The 15,006-nt window shown below is 42.2% G+C and carries 17 protein-coding genes and 1 other annotated feature; all 17 genes read right to left on the bottom strand.

Translation table 11 applies throughout. From position 1 onward, the window contains the following. Positions 1-88 precede the first annotated feature (88 nt). Positions 89-320: a binding site (T-box leader), on the bottom strand. 97 nt (positions 321-417) lie between these two features. The 17 genes from BK582_RS13230 to spoVE all read right to left on the bottom strand — a co-directional run bounded on the left by BK582_RS13230 (position 418) and on the right by spoVE (position 15,005). After that, entirely contained in the window at positions 418-924 is a 507-nt protein-coding gene (locus tag BK582_RS13230) for a DivIVA domain-containing protein (RefSeq protein ID WP_078595490.1), read from the bottom strand. A gap of 162 nt (positions 925-1,086) precedes the next feature. Further along, positions 1,087-1,863: a YlmH family RNA-binding protein gene (locus tag BK582_RS13225; protein ID WP_078595489.1), complete on the bottom strand. Its 777-nt coding sequence runs from the start codon at positions 1,861-1,863 to the stop codon at positions 1,087-1,089. A gap of 17 nt (positions 1,864-1,880) precedes the next feature. Further along, a complete protein-coding gene (locus BK582_RS13220) occupies positions 1,881-2,144 on the bottom strand; it encodes a YggT family protein (RefSeq protein WP_244895496.1) in 264 nt (87 codons plus the stop codon). Between the two features lie 29 nt (positions 2,145-2,173). After that, on the bottom strand, positions 2,174-2,608 hold the full coding sequence (locus BK582_RS13215; protein ID WP_078595488.1) for a cell division protein SepF: 435 nt from the start codon (positions 2,606-2,608) through the stop codon (positions 2,174-2,176). 28 nt (positions 2,609-2,636) lie between these two features. Further along, positions 2,637-3,320 carry a YggS family pyridoxal phosphate-dependent enzyme gene (locus BK582_RS13210; protein ID WP_078595487.1) on the bottom strand — a complete coding sequence of 228 codons (684 nt, stop codon included), beginning with the start codon at positions 3,318-3,320 and terminating at the stop codon, positions 2,637-2,639. 247 nt (positions 3,321-3,567) lie between these two features. Further along, a complete protein-coding gene (locus tag BK582_RS13205; protein WP_078595486.1) occupies positions 3,568-3,843 on the bottom strand; it encodes a YlmC/YmxH family sporulation protein in 276 nt (91 codons plus the stop codon). 427 nt (positions 3,844-4,270) lie between these two features. Continuing rightward, positions 4,271-5,146, bottom strand: a complete 876-nt coding sequence (gene sigG, locus BK582_RS13200; RefSeq protein ID WP_420841229.1) for an RNA polymerase sporulation sigma factor SigG — start codon at positions 5,144-5,146, stop codon at positions 4,271-4,273. Between the two features lie 34 nt (positions 5,147-5,180). Beyond that, positions 5,181-5,900, bottom strand: coding sequence for an RNA polymerase sporulation sigma factor SigE (sigE, locus tag BK582_RS13195; protein ID WP_078595484.1), 720 nt, complete (start codon positions 5,898-5,900; stop codon positions 5,181-5,183). A 30-nt stretch (positions 5,901-5,930) separates the two neighbouring features. Further along, the gene (spoIIGA, locus tag BK582_RS13190) at positions 5,931-6,842 is read right to left on the bottom strand and encodes a sigma-E processing peptidase SpoIIGA (RefSeq protein WP_169911003.1); all 912 of its coding nucleotides are present in this window, start codon (positions 6,840-6,842) and stop codon (positions 5,931-5,933) included. Positions 6,843-7,124: 282 nt separating this feature from the next. Further along, positions 7,125-8,273, bottom strand: a complete 1,149-nt coding sequence (gene ftsZ, locus BK582_RS13185; RefSeq protein WP_078595482.1) for a cell division protein FtsZ — start codon at positions 8,271-8,273, stop codon at positions 7,125-7,127. A gap of 46 nt (positions 8,274-8,319) precedes the next feature. Further along, a complete protein-coding gene (gene ftsA / locus BK582_RS13180) occupies positions 8,320-9,624 on the bottom strand; it encodes a cell division protein FtsA (protein WP_078595481.1) in 1,305 nt (434 codons plus the stop codon). A 134-nt stretch (positions 9,625-9,758) separates the two neighbouring features. Beyond that, a complete protein-coding gene (locus BK582_RS13175) occupies positions 9,759-10,136 on the bottom strand; it encodes a small basic family protein (protein ID WP_078595480.1) in 378 nt (125 codons plus the stop codon). A gap of 1 nt (position 10,137) precedes the next feature. Continuing rightward, positions 10,138-10,836 (bottom strand): DUF881 domain-containing protein, encoded by a 699-nt coding sequence (locus BK582_RS13170; RefSeq protein ID WP_078595479.1) that lies wholly within the window; start codon positions 10,834-10,836, stop codon positions 10,138-10,140. A gap of 4 nt (positions 10,837-10,840) precedes the next feature. Beyond that, the gene (locus BK582_RS13165; RefSeq protein ID WP_078595478.1) at positions 10,841-11,563 is read right to left on the bottom strand and encodes a DUF881 domain-containing protein; all 723 of its coding nucleotides are present in this window, start codon (positions 11,561-11,563) and stop codon (positions 10,841-10,843) included. Continuing rightward, positions 11,547-12,329, bottom strand: a complete 783-nt coding sequence (locus tag BK582_RS13160) for a cell division protein FtsQ/DivIB (RefSeq protein WP_078595477.1) — start codon at positions 12,327-12,329, stop codon at positions 11,547-11,549. Before BK582_RS13160 ends, BK582_RS13165 begins: the two co-directional genes overlap by 17 nt. 271 nt (positions 12,330-12,600) lie before the next feature. Next, complete coding sequence (gene murB, locus BK582_RS13155) at positions 12,601-13,509, bottom strand: UDP-N-acetylmuramate dehydrogenase (protein ID WP_078595476.1); 909 nt, start codon at positions 13,507-13,509, stop codon at positions 12,601-12,603. 398 nt (positions 13,510-13,907) lie between these two features. Further along, on the bottom strand, positions 13,908-15,005 hold the full coding sequence (gene spoVE / locus BK582_RS13150; RefSeq protein WP_078595475.1) for a stage V sporulation protein E: 1,098 nt from the start codon (positions 15,003-15,005) through the stop codon (positions 13,908-13,910). Position 15,006: the final 1 nt, after the last annotated feature.

The raw sequence follows: 15,006 nt of genomic DNA, 5'->3' as shown, positions 1-15,006 counted from the left end.
TCCGGCAGCTATTTTTGACAGGTTACAGGAAAATAGCTGACCCCGGATTTTCTTCAGAGCCTGGAAAATAAAAAAACCTCCTCATCCTGTAAGGGACGAGAAGGAAACCCGCGGTACCACCCTCATAAACAATCATGTTATAAAGATTGTTCACTCAGGATTTCTTAACGTGAAATCAGCCGGCACAGCCTACTAAGCAAAAAAACTGTTCAGTGCGCAACTCAAGGGTGATTTTCCATCTGCTTGCTTCGTCAGGCTTTCACCGTCCCTGACTCGCTGGAGAAGTATTGCAAATGTACTGTCCCTGTCAATGTTTTTCATATAAATTCCAGTTTACCCAGATATAAAGTAATTAATAAGTATAGCAAATTAAAAAATCTTACTAAAGTATATGACAATTGCAATCAATGCGTCAAGTTACCCGTTAACATTCTCGTATGACTCTTCTTCCTCATCCTCATTGCTTTTGCTCAGGTCGTCCCAGTCATCTGTACTGAGCATTTCCAGCTGTGCTTCCAGGAGCATGCGGAAGCGCGTACGGTAGACGGAGGCCTGTTTCTTCAATTCCTCAATTTCAAGAGTTATTTTTCTTGATTTAGAGAGTGATTCATTTATTATGCGGTCGGCATTTTTCTCTGCCTCTTTAATTATGAGCTTAGCTTCTTTATCTGCGCTTCGCTTCACATCTTCAGCTGTTTCCTGTGCAATGAGAATAGACTTATTAAGCGTAGTTTCAATGGAAGAAAAATGGCTTAATTTTTCTTCCAGCTCATTGACACGATCGGCCAGGTCTTTTTTTTCACGAATTACTAATTCATAGTCTTTGATAATCTGGTCAAGAAACTCGTTTACTTCGTCTTCATCATAACCGCGAAAGCCGCGGGTGAATTCCTTATTATGAATATCCAATGGTGTTAAAGGCATGTTCTGCCACCTCCAGTTAGTTTATTATGCTAGGCTAAAAAAGCTGTGAAAGGAGAGACTGTATCGCTCCCGCCTGAATTAAACTGTAAAAACAGCAAGTACATAGTTTATAGTATGTATAATTTCGACATGCTTGTGCTGCCTTCCTGCTGTGCCGACAAATTAACGGGGAAAACCTATGGTTATTCTCCATTTCCCTTTCTTTGTCTGTCCATCTATTGAAACGACATGGCATCTGCCTTTGCCTCTGAGAGAGATGACGTCCTTAACCTCCACTTGGCTGCTTGGGTCTTCTTCTGTCTTCCAGTTAAGTTTCACATCGCCGTTCTGTACGAAAGGTTTAACTTTAGAACGGGATATATTAAATGCTTCCGCCAGTACTGTATCCAGGCGAAGAGACGATACCGTGGCTTCGGAAAATAAAAACTCCTGCTCCATCTGGATAATATCTTTCTCATTTGAAATTTTTTCCAGAGAAACTTTTGTTTTTCCTGCAGATGTAAAGTTCCAAGTTACAAAATCGGCAACCTCGTCAGCAAGGATCACCTGAAACCTTGTCCCATCCGTTAAAATATCACCGAACTTTTCTCTTTTCAGGCCTACGTTCATCAAAGCACCGAGAATTTTTCGGTGTTCAAGCTGTGCGAACTTCACCGGATAGTTAATTTCATATACAGATAGCTCAAAGTCCCCGTTTCCAGGTTCAAAGTAGTCCGGGTAAAGCAGTCCCCGTTTTCTTTCCGCCTGGTCCTGGCCGCCCCAGTAAGAAATTCTGATGTCATCATTCTGCCCAATCAGCGACATAGCAATTTCCTGCTGGCGGGGGTCAAGGAAATCTGTGAGCTTGGGACGGAACTGATCAGAGGCGATGGATTTCCACTCAAGTACCTGGTCTACGAATGGGTGCTCTTCTTTTCGGTAATGTTCATATAAACTCAATTTATTTCCTCCTGTTTCTAGCGCAGCATGTCAAAGATAAACCCAACACCATACATGGCAAAATTAAGGGAAAGAATAGCCACAATAGGTGAGATATCAATCATGCCAAGAGGTGGGATGATTGACCGGAATGGCTGAAGATACGGCTCCACCAGACGGCCTACCATTCTTCCGAAAGTAGTTTCCCTCGCGTTCGGAAACCATGACATAAATATATAAATAATACAGAGTATTAAGTAAATCTGTATTGCCATCAAAACTAATGATTCAATTGTTCCTATCAAAGCTGCTCACCTTCTTTTAAGTATGTTTACTCCTGCATCATTTCGGAGATTGAGCCAGTTACATCCACATTATCCGGAGTACAGAGAAAAATATTCATTCCGAGCTTCTGAATATCTCCACCGATTGCATATACAGTTCCGCTGATGAAATCCACAATTCGCTTAGCCTGTTCCCGTGGAAGGCGCTGAAGGTTAATAACCACGCTCTTTCGGTTTTTCAGATGGTCGGCGATTTCCTGAACTTCATCATAACTGTGTGGTTCCAGGAGCATTACCTTTGCCTGATTCTGAATACTGGTGAGACTGACTACATTTTTCTTTTCCTTTTCAAAGCGGGCAGGTGCGTGTTGTTCTGTTTCCCTGTAATCTTTCTGTTCAGGAAAATCGTCTGTTTCTTCTTCTGTTTCAGTATATTCGTCTTCCAGTTCGAAAAACTTTTTAAACTTCCTCTTCATACTCATTTGTTTCACCTCAGCGTTTCTTTTGAGATTATTTTTCCTTGCCTACAAGTGCCGAACCAATACGGACGAATGTTGCTCCTTCTTCCACAGCTACAACATAATCATTTGACATGCCCATGGATAGTTCATGACATGGAGCATGAGGCAGTTCCAGTGCTTCAGTTTCCTCTTTTAACTCCCGAAGTTTTCTGAAATAGGGGCGGACTTCCTCCGCGTCTTCCACGAATGGAGCCATTGTCATTAATCCTGTGACTTCAATGGAAGGAAACTCAGCAAGTTCCCTGATAAATGAGATGGTCTCCTCTGGCTTAAGCCCTGCTTTTGTTTCTTCACCTGAAACATTTACCTGTACAAAACATTTCACCTTTTCATTTTCCGGGGCGCGCTTTTCAATCTCTTTAGCGAGTGATAGTCTGTCGAGAGAATGAATATAATCAAACTGGTTTATCATATGTTTTACTTTTTTCGACTGCAGATTGCCAATAAAATGCCAGGTCCCTCTTTCGCCAAGAGTTTCCCATTTTTCAACACCTTCGTCCACCCTGTTTTCACCAAGATGAGCGACCCCTGCATCGAGAGCTTCCTTTGCTCTTTCCATGGAAACATATTTAGTTACTGCGATTATTTTAACATTTTTCTTTTCTCGGTTTGATCTTTCACAGGCTGCATCAATTTCTTTTTCTATTTCTGTTAAACGATCTTTTACAGACACATTGATACTCCTTCCAATAAACTGAACATAATATGTACTTAATGATATACATATAATAATCATAATGAAACTTTTGCCTTCAGGCAATGAAAATAAAGCGAAACTGGCTTTTTTTTCTACAAAATCCTGTTTTAAACTTACATTTTTTTAATTTATGCTATATTTTGCTGTTGATATTTTTGCTGAAGGCCCTATGGTGGTTCTCGCCGCAAGTAAAATTAAAACCTCTGCCTGTAAAGGAGAGGTTTTAATCATTATCCTGATCACTCGATGATCCGCCTGTCTGGCCTGGGCCGTGATTTCTGACGAGAATCACATCTGATCCAATTTTAACGATATTTTTCCAGGGAACTGTTACTTCCTGCTCCCGGTTCAAGAACCCCATCATCCGGCCTCCGCCAATAATAATTGCTTCTACTTTCCCTGTTTCCAGATTAATATCTATATCTGTAATATGGCCAAGAAGTTTTCCGTCCGCGAGATTTACTATATCCTTGGACTGGATATCAGAAATTTTCAGCATACAGCTTCCTCCCCCCTGTTCTCTACATTCTATGCCTCCCTTGTTCAACTTATTTCTCAATTCCTTATTTCTTTAGCTCTGTTAAACTCAAATGTTGATTTTCACTACAGGACGCTCGCTTGCACCACATGCATAAGCGCACCATCTGCTTAATCTTCACTCCGTTTGATTTCACAGTGTTCTCTTTATCTCAGGCCTTGCTTCAAAGAGCGTTACTTCGCCGAAAACGCGTCGATTTGTCTCGACGGATACTCTCCGAAGCTACTCTGGCAGAGGAAGAGACAGTCTAAACTCCTTCGCTATGATCAACACACATGTAAAAAGTCAACATCGCTCTTTAACAAAGCCATTTCTTTAGTAAACAGAAAAACCTTCTTCTGTCTTTGCCTGTACAGAAGAAGGCCTCGCACCATTATCTTAATTTCCTCTATTCCTTGGCGTGCTTGTTCATTTGCTGAATCGCCGCTTTTTCCAGGCGGGAAACCTGTGCCTGGGAGATCCCTATTTCATCAGCGACCTCCATTTGCGTTTTACCCTGAAAAAATCGCATGTTTAATATAAGCTTTTCACGGTCATTAAGTCGGATCATTGCTTCCTTTAAAGCAATTTCTTCGATCCACTGAACATCTTTTTGTTTATCATCGCTGATCTGATCCATCACATAAATAGGATCTCCGCCATCGTTATAAATAGGCTCAAATAATGAAACAGGGTCCTGTATAGCGTCCAAAGCAAAGACAATATCTTCTTTCGGAACATCCAGCACCTTAGCAATTTCCTGAACTGTCGGTTCACGTTCTCTTGTTTTCTCACTCATAAGACTGTCCCTGACCTGTAAAGCCTTGTAGGCAATATCTCTTAGTGACCTTGAAACTCTGATTGGATTGTTATCCCTCAAATATCGTCTGATTTCACCGATAATCATTGGGACGGCATACGTGGAGAATTTTACGTTCTGCCCAAGGTCAAAGTTATCGATGGATTTCATAAGCCCAATACATCCAACCTGGAACAAATCATCCACATACTCGCCCCGGTTATTAAACCGCTGTATAACACTCAGGACTAGGCGAAGATTTCCGTTTACTAGCTTTTCCCGTGCAGTAATATCGCCATTCTGCATTTGTTCGAAAAGCACTCTCATTTCTTTGTTTTTCAACACCGGTAACTTTGATGTGTCAACACCGCAGATTTCAACTTTATTTCGAGTCAATGCTTTCCCTCCCACCAGGAGCTGATGTTCAAAAATCAGTATCTCCCCGGGAGGGAAAATTATGCAGTCTTTCCAGTTTAAAAAAATCAATTAACCGGCAAAGGCTGTTATATCAATGAAAAAACTATAACATTTTATTAAATTCTTTTCTGAGCCTTTTTATGATTCGTTTTTCAAGCCTGGAAATATAGGACTGTGAGATTCCCAGCATATCCGCTACATCTTTTTGTGTTTTTTCTTCCCCCCCAGCCAGTCCAAAACGAAGTTCCATGATTTGCTTTTCTCTGTCATTCAGTGTATCCAATGCTTTAACAAGCAGCTTTCTGTCAACCTTGTCTTCAATACCTCTCGTGATAATATCTTCTTCTGTTCCTAAAACATCCGAGAGTAATAGTTCATTTCCATCCCAGTCAATATTCAGGGGTTCATCGAAGGACACTTCGGATCTTATTTTATTATTTCTCCTCAGGTACATGAGTATCTCATTTTCTATGCAGCGGGAAGCATAAGTAGCAAGCTTAATTTTCTTTTCCGGATCGAATGTATTAACCGCCTTTATCAGACCGATTGTTCCAATACTGATGAGATCCTCAATATTAATCCCTGTATTCTCAAATTTTCTCGCAATATAAACAACCAGCCTTAAATTACGTTCTATAAGAATGGAGCGGACCGCCTCATCACCGTTTGGCAGCCGTTCAAGCAGATCTGCTTCCTCTTCCTTTGTTAAAGGCGGAGGGAGTGCTTCGCTCCCGCCTATGTAAAATACTTCATCAGATTTAATCCTGAGCTTGATTAAAATACGGTACCACCACAGCCTCAGCCTCATTTTCCATTTCTTCATGTTGCTTCCCCCTTTAGTAAATTGCACTGTTTATGAAGTCAGCTTTTTCTTTTGCATCATCTTAGGGTGCAGTAAACAATTAAAATCCTGTCGGTCAGATAACCTCGTGTTGCTCATACCAATCAGCACGTGCTTTACATTATAAGACCGGCCTCTTTCATAGACAGTAACGTTGTCCGGTTTGACAGCCCACATAAAGTGCTGTGTCTCACCGACAGTTCTGTACGGAAGTAATGTGAGCTTCCCCTCGAACGGTTCAGGCAGTTCCTCGTATGTCAGATCTGATTTACTAACGAAACGGACAACAGACGCAGGAAACTGATCACCCGCTTCGTTCATATCGATAATCATTACAGGGCGTTTGGTGACAGGGTCCTCCAGACGGTTTCCGCTGTCAACAAAGCCTTTTAAATGAAAAGTCATACCCGCGGCTTTTACTGTAACAGGATAAATCTCCTCGTATTTCATCTTCTCAGTTTCAACTGCTTCCAGTCTCTGTTTCGAATAAAAGTAAACGATCGGAAAACCAAGAACAACGAACAGCCAGCTTACAGGGGATCCTAGACCACTTGTGTAAGTTGCGAAAGTTCCCTTTACAAAAGCAGTGTCCGCCTGGAGAAAGAAATGCAGTCCAAGTAGTCCACCTCCTGCTGCAAAGTTTACGAAATAAAACATGAACCAAGCCTGTAAAAAGTGTTTTAAGCGTTGAAAACCAAATGCCAGATAAACAATGACAAGAGAATAGCAAACCTTAATCAGCGGATTTACAGCTAGTGATTCCATAGGGGTAAAAAGAATTAAAACATATATGGATGCGAACAATGCTCCAAAAAATAAACGAAGCTTACTTACTTTTCTTTTTAATACAGTGGCAGTCAATATTAATAGCATCAGGTCTATCAAAAAGTTTAGCAGCCAGATAATATCAAGATAAATGTGCAAAACAGCCACCATCCAATGGAATTTGAAACTAAGTATAGCTTATGGAATTATTTAAGTCTGTCACTATTTGCCAGAGATCAGCTACTTATTTTGACTGTTTTTCTTTCATCTTGTCACGCATGCTGCTTAATAGTTCAGTAGATTTACAGGTTACTATGAAGGGTGATTTATCCGGAGATTAAAATATACTGGAGAAAAATATTTTCTCAGCCACAAAAAAAAAAGAGAGCTTCCCGAGTATCACCGGGTTGCTCTCTTCTGTTCAGCAGATTTGCGTAAAATTTAATTTCTTTTCCTGCGATTGCGCAGGAACGTAGGAATATCAAGCGTATCATGTTCATCTTCAACAGGCTGCGGCTTTTGAGGAGCCTGCTGGCTTGAGGAGGATTCCTGCTGAGGTTCCGGCCTCATTGATGATGAAGGTTTGTTCCTTTGCATCGTTGAAGGCTGACGCTTCGGGGCAGGCTTTTCAGCCGGCTTATCATCGAAGCCTGTTGCAATTACTGTTACTACTATTTCATCTTTAAGGTTTTCATTGATAACAGATCCAAAGATCATATTCACTTCACTGTCAGATGCTGTTGAAACTATCTCAGCAGCTTCGTGAACTTCAAACAGGCTGAGGTTTCCTCCACCTGTAATATTCATTAATACCCCCTGGGCTCCATCAATTGATGTTTCAAGCAGAGGAGATGAAATTGCTTTTTTCGCAGCTTCCGCAGCTCTATTTTCACCAGTAGCTACACCGATTCCCATTAAAGCAGAACCTTTTTCGCTCATAATTGTTTTCACATCAGCAAAATCCAGGTTAATCAGTCCCGGAACAGCAATAAGGTCGGAAATACCCTGTACACCCTGGCGGAGAACATTATCTGCCTCACGGAATGCCTCCAGCATTGGAGTGTTTTTGTCCACAATTTCAAGAAGACGGTCGTTTGGAATAACGATCAGGGTATCTACTTTTTCCTTCAGAGAGGAGATACCGCCGCCTGCCTGAGTCATTCTTTTTCTTCCTTCGAAAGTAAACGGGCGTGTCACAACCCCAACTGTTAATGCGCCAAGCTCTTTTGCTATTTCAGCAATTACAGGAGCTGCACCAGTACCGGTTCCGCCTCCCATACCGGCAGTAATGAAAACCATATCCGCTCCGCTAAGTACTTCTTCAATTTGCTCACGGCTCTCTTCAGCAGCCTTTTTTCCTACCTCAGGATTTGCACCTGCACCGAGACCTCTTGTAAGTTTGCCGCCTAATTGCAGTTTAGTTTCAGCCTTCGAAAGATTCAGTGCCTGAGCATCCGTGTTAACAGCTATAAAATCAACACCCTGAAGACCGTTTTCAATCATACGGTTAACAGCGTTGCTTCCGCCGCCGCCAACCCCGATAACTTTTATTGTTGCTAGTTGATCTGAATCCATTTCAAATTCCAACATTTTTTGTTCCCCCAATCCATCATGGTTCACCAAACAAATTTGTGTTCTATTCAAAAAATACTTTAAACCAGTTCGATACTTTTTTCTTGACTCCAGGCCCTTCCTTTGGCTGTTTCTTTTTCGGGGCTGATTTTTCCTTGCGTTCATTTCGTTCCTTCGTCTCAACCTGGTTGTCCGCTTCAGAGATGTTGCTTACTCCTGAAGCAACTTCCTTACCCTGAATTCTGATGTTTCTGTGTGCAAAGGTGATCAGGCCGACCCCGTTTGTATACTGTGGCTCCCGAACGCCTATGTAATCCGGTATCGCAATACGGACATTTTTCTGCAGTACATCTCTTGCAAGTTCAAGTACACCCGGAACCTTCGCTGTACCACCAGTAAGAACGTATCCTCCCGGCAGTTCCGAATATCCCATTCTCTGAATTTCCTTCAGAGCAAGCTGGAGAATTTCTTCAATTCTTGGTTCAATTATATTAGCAAGCTGCCATTGTGAAAACTCCTGCTTCTGGTCGCTGCCAATCTCCGAAACTTCAAACGTTTCATCATCGGAGGCATATTCAATAAAAGCATGTCCATTTTCAATTTTCACTTTCTCCGCTTCGTCTGTAGAAGTACGCAAACCAACGGAAATATCATTCGTAATATGGGTTCCGCCAACAGGTATTTGCTTAGTACCCTGGAGAGTTCCATTTTCAAAAACGGAAACAGTCGTGGAACCGCCACCCATATCAATCAGAGCCACTCCCAGGCTTCTTTCATCTTTTGAGAGTGCTATTGAACCTGCGGCTAATGGCTGAAGCGCAATATCTGCCACATGCAGCCCTGCCTTCTCAACACATCTCAGTACATTATGTAACATTGTCCTGGAACCAGTAATTATTATTCCTTCCATTTCAAGACGGACGCCTATCATGCCACGGGGGTCATTGATTTCGTCCAGCCCGTCTACAATAAACTGCTTTGGTATTACGTCAATAATTTCTCTTTCGGGAGGGATTGATACCACCTGCGCGGCATCTATTACTCTTGTAATATCTTCGTCCCCTATCTCCCGGTCTTCACTGGATACGGCAACAACACCATGACAAGGCTGCAATTGTATATGATTACCTGTTACTCCAACAATAACATTCTGAATGGAAAGACCTATCATTCTTTCAGCCTTTTCAACTGCATTCCTTATTGACTGGACTGTAGCATCTATATCCACTATGGAACCCTTTTTGATTCCATCAGAGTTTGTTTCTCCGACTCCAATGATGTTCAGCGTTCCATTGATCATTTCACCGATAACAACGCGAACACATGATGTGCCGATATCTAATGTTACGTATGTGTCATGGTTGTTCATTGGCTGGCACCTCCTACCTGCATTCAATTCTATCTACTAGCATAACATATGAATCATAAGAGAGTTATGAAATGTATTCAACATTCAACTCCCATTCCCTCTTTTTTTCGGCGGATTTTAACCGAAAACTGAAGTTAAATCTCCTCATCCTGCGTTTCTTTCTTTATTTTACGCTTTTCCAGCCATTTATCCAGCAGAATTCTTCTGATTAAGGCTATGTTATGAAACAGCCTTACTCCAAAAGCGAAAACGGCAGCTAAATATAAGTCTACACCAAGATGGACACCCAGAAAAGCTAAACCCGCAGCTAAAAGGATATTAGTAAAAAAACCAGTTAAAAAAACTTTATCTTCGAAAACGTTCTCCAGATGCGCCCTTATTCCTCCTATTAAAGTATCAAGTGCTGCAAGTACAGCGATTGACAAGTAACTTGAATACTGATCAGGAACTCTGAATTCAGTAAAAAGCCCGAGGAGGATACCGATTAAAAGCCCCATGACAGGAAGCCACATTTTAAGAATCCTCCTTTATCAGTTCCATATGGCGCACTCTCATTGGTTTATCATACGCTGGCAAAACTAACTCTGTAACAGTGCTTGATTCGAGTGACAGATTTTCATAAGAAAACATTTCCCTTGAGGAGGAAGACATCATCGCATAATGGAGCCTTTCCGGATCGTCAGTAATTACCCTTACTTTCAAGGGGAACTGGGTAACCCGGCTGCTGTTGATTAATGTAACCCCGTTTGCCTCCCTGATCGCAGAAGTAGAAACTACTCTCTGGCTGGCTATAGCAATTTCAGAGGCGCCGTTAATATTTAATTCATTAATCAGCATTCTTAGCAGATACGGTGGAACAGATCTTATGGGCCCCCCGTCAAAGTTTTCATCGAAAACAGGAGAAATTTCCAGTATAACGCCAGGCCCGCTCACCTCTGTGAGTCCAGCTCTGTATTTTAACTCCTCCATTGCTGAAGCCATAACTTCTTCAACGTCTCCCCCCTGCTGGAGCTGAGAGAGATGTTCAAGCTGCTTTTTAATCTCCTCATTCAGCTCCTGCTGCCTTTCTTTTTCACTGGTCAGGGCCTGCTGAAGTTCCATTATATTTCTCGTATCACGCACTTCCACTTCTTTCGTGCTTTGAAACTGGACAGCGACCATAAAACCGAGGACAGCAGTGACTATAGTAAATGTATATATGCGCCCTTTCACGCTATCACCCGCTTTCAGCAGTATCGGAGTAGTATGGCTCCAGCACCACTTCTCTCTGCTTTTCAATCCTCACATCAATATTTTCACTAACCAGCTGGTCTGCAACACCTCCGGCCATGTTCAATGCGCTGTTTAATGTTTCACTGTCCCCTATCGCAGTAACTTCAAAGGGTGCAAAAGAAACTCTTCCATCTACTTCAATTACCGGTCCTATACACTGAATGTAAGAACGGTGGCTTATCCGAAAGCCATTAACAGCCACTGCTTCCGCACCTGTCACCAGCAGTTCATCAATAACCTTCTGAATATGCTGTTCATGGACAATATAGTTATTCGGATTCTCCCCGTCAGGTATGTAGTCTGCATCGTGAAGAGTTATACTTATTCCCTCACCTGCCACCCCTACTGTCCCTGTGACCATACGGAGCCTTTCTATATCTTCTACAAGATTAAAATATCTTCGCTGGTTATTTGCCGCTTCTTCCTCGATCTCAGAAATATGCGCCTGGATTTCCCGCAATTCTTCTGCAAGCTGTTTATTTGCTTCCTGTTCACCAAGAATTTTATTTCTCAGCTCGTCCTCCGCTTTCCATTGGGAAGTGGATAAGTATGCGGAAGAAGACTGGCTTTCGTTTGCTTCATTAGCAAACTGGTAGCTTAGCGCGGCGATAAACCCGGTAACTAATAAAACAAACGAAAAAATTACATGTTTACCCTTCACTCTCACCTTCTTCTTCCTCCCCCGTTTCAAAACTTTCAAAATATGGGTTCATACGCATATGAACGATACCTTCGCTGCCTGGTTCAAGCTGTTCAACTACTGAAGGGTACGGGGCTATCCTTTCAGAAAACCTGCGGACCGTAGAATGTACCGTAAATCCGTCATTCATGTAAACTATAACTCTTGTCGGATCGTTTTCGGCAGGAGACAGGTGAATTTCAGAAATTCTGTTTTTCATTGCGTCAGAAACAGAAGAAAGTTCCTCCGCCATCTGCTCTTTGAGTTCTGAATCGGAAAAACCAACTAATATTGGCGCGTCATACGGAGATACAGAAAGGGATATATCCCCAGTCAGCAGTTCTCCCGTTTCAAGTAATGGAAAAAATTCCTCTTTCTCCTTTATATAAGCAACCCTGTCATATTCCTCTACAATAATTTCTACTGTGTTCGGCCACTGACGGGATAATTCAGCTTCAGCTATTTGAGGATGGGAAAGGAGTTTTGAGACAACTTCCTCGCTGTTTAAACGCCACATGCTTACTTCCGGAATCAAGTCAGAGTTTTCAACAATCCAGTCCTCCGGCACATACTGTGCCCCGCTCACTTCCACTGCTCTTACGTGGCTGAAGGAAGACTGAAAATAAGCAACAAGTGTCATTAACAGGAAGAAAACAGAGACATACAAAATCATTCTGCGGTTTGCCCTCTGACGCCGGCGCTCTTTTAACGTTGGAATTCTTTCTTCTAACTCAACAATATTTTTATCATTCATCTGTCTTTCCTCCATTGTATAGCATGGCGCAGTTTGAGAAAACCTGATTTTTACACTAATCGACAAAAATTTAAAAAACTTGTCCACCTTTTGTTTATTTTTGCCGCAGCAGAAATAAACTTTAACTATGTCATCCGCTTTTACCCACCAGCTCTGTTCTCCTCAGCCTGGATAACAGCCTCCTGCCGGAAAATCCGGCTGACAGAAAACTACACTTATTTCCCGCCAGCCTAAGCTGTTCCATTATCTATATTTCAGTAGCGCTGCAATGTTAATTATCCCCTACCTGTTCAACTTCCGTTTCCATTTTGACGCCGAATTTCTCATAGATAGTAGTCTGTACGTGTTTAATCAGACCCATAACATCTTTTGCTGTCGCGTCTCCATTGTTAACAATAAAGTTTGCATGAATGTCGGAAATCTGGGCCCCGCCTACGGAATATCCTTTCAGACCTGCTTCTTCAATAAGCCTTCCTGCATATTTAGGGAGAGGGTTTCTGAATACACTACCGCACGTAGGGTGTTTAAAAGGCTGCGACTCCCTCCGGTAATCTTTATTAGCCTGCATTTCTTTTGTAATCTTTTCTTTGTCGCCTTTTTTGATGTTAAATTCAGCTTCCACACAAATTCCTGCCTCTTTCTGCAGGCGGGACGTTCTGTAGGAATAGTCCATTTCTTCATTTGTGTACCATTTAAAACTCCCGTCAGGAAGAAGTATAAGTGCTCTTTTTAATATTTTTGATATATCTGACCCATGAGCCCCGGCGTTCATAAAAACAGCTCCGCCAATCGTCCCCGGAATACCTCCCGCAAACTCGAATCCCGAATATCCCTGCTTACTGATCAGGGTAGTTAGTTTAATTACAGAGTATCCGGCGGTTACTCTTAAAAGCTTATCATCTTCAATTTCATAATGAGCGAAGTTTTCACCAAATTTAATTACGACACCATTTATTCCCTTATCAGAAACGAGCAGATTCGAGCCCTTTCCTACTACGAGCCAAGGCACACCGGAGGCAATAATCTCCTTCATGGCAGTCTGCAGGTTTTCCGCTGTGTCGGGCTCGTAAAAAATTCTGGCAGGACCGCCGATTTTCCACGTTGTGTGATTTTTTAATGGTTCATTTTCTTTTATTTTCCCAACATTAAGTTCTTCCAGTTTCTTTAATAGCTTTTCCATCATTACCTCCATCAAAAGTTGTTTTAACCAGGTTGTTTATTTCATTATTTTATAAAATCCAATACGGCTGAGTTGGAATATTATCAAATTTATGAGTATTACTTTTGCTCCTCATTAACATTGTTATTAAATAAGGGGTGTAGATGAGCTCTGCACGAACTCGCTTTCACTCCAGAGTACAAGTGCGACATCAGCTCTTACTTCCCTTCGGTCGTAATCACTGTGTCTTCTTTGCTGCGGGCAACGCCGCAGCCTCCCCGGGAAAAGAACATTTCCTGTCTCTTACTATTATAGCGCAAAAGTTAGTGTCCTGATGACTATAATCTGAAGGTTTTTTCAATAGCAAACAAAAAAGCAACTGCTGAAAAGCAGAAGCAAAAAGGACCGCATTATGGCACTTATCTCATATGGCGGCTTATATTAAGCAAAACGCCTATCGATGTAAGCATCAAAGTAAGAGAAGAACCTCCATAACTCAGAAGTGGGAGCGTAATCCCGGTAACCGGCATCAGCCCGATTACTACTCCAATGTTTATCATTACCTGAATAGCGATCATGCCAATAATCCCCACTGCAAGAAAAGTTCCGTACAAATCAGGGGCATACAAAGCAATGCGGAGACCTCTCCAAAGCAGAACCGCAAAGCAGGCAAGTACAAATGCTCCTCCAAGAAACCCCAGTTCTTCCGCCAGAATTGCAAAAATAAAATCCGTCTGAGGCTCCGGGAGATAAAAATATTTTTGCCTGCTGGCACCAAGCCCAAGGCCTAACAACCCGCCTGGACCTATAGCGTATAAAGACTGGATGATCTGAAAACCACTCCCTAAAGGGTCCTGCCACGGATCGAGAAAGGAAACGATCCTCTGAAGCCGGTACGGGGCAGAAAGAATTAGTCCCGTTAAGCCTGCCAGGCCAAGCAGCCCCAGAAAAACGAAATGCTTTATCCGGGCTCCTCCGGTAAATATCATAACTACCCCTGTAAGTACCATTACCATTCCGGTTCCAAGGTCAGGCTGCAGCATAATAAGGGCAAATGCCAGAATAACAAGCCCAAGTGTAGGGATCAGCCCATGCTTCACTGTAGTAATATGTTTTTGTTTTTCGGATAAAAATTTAGCAAGATAAAAAATCATCGCCATCTTCATAAATTCAGAGGGCTGGATAGAAAAAGCTCCGACACCAAGCCAGCTTCTTGCCCCGCCCCTCACAAGCCCTACTCCTGGTATAAGCACAATTATAAGGAGCAGGAAACAGACGATGACGAGCACCTTTGTCATTCTTCTCCATGTCCAGTAGTCCACATTCATCATAAACAGCATGGCTGCCACACCAAGCACTGCAAAAAACAACTGCCGTTTTAAGAAGAAAAAGCTGTCATTAAAGTTATATTCAGCCCAGACAGCACTTGCACTGTACACCATAATCAGACCTGCTGATAACAAACAGACTGTAGCTGCAATTAGTAAGATATCAGGTGCAGATTTTGTTTTAGGCAAT

This window comes from Evansella clarkii, assembly GCF_002019695.1.
Taxonomy (GTDB): domain Bacteria; phylum Bacillota; class Bacilli; order Bacillales; family Salisediminibacteriaceae; genus Evansella; species Evansella clarkii.
The sequence above is the reverse complement of the archived record's forward strand: the minus strand, read 5'-3'. Positions and strand labels throughout refer to the sequence as shown.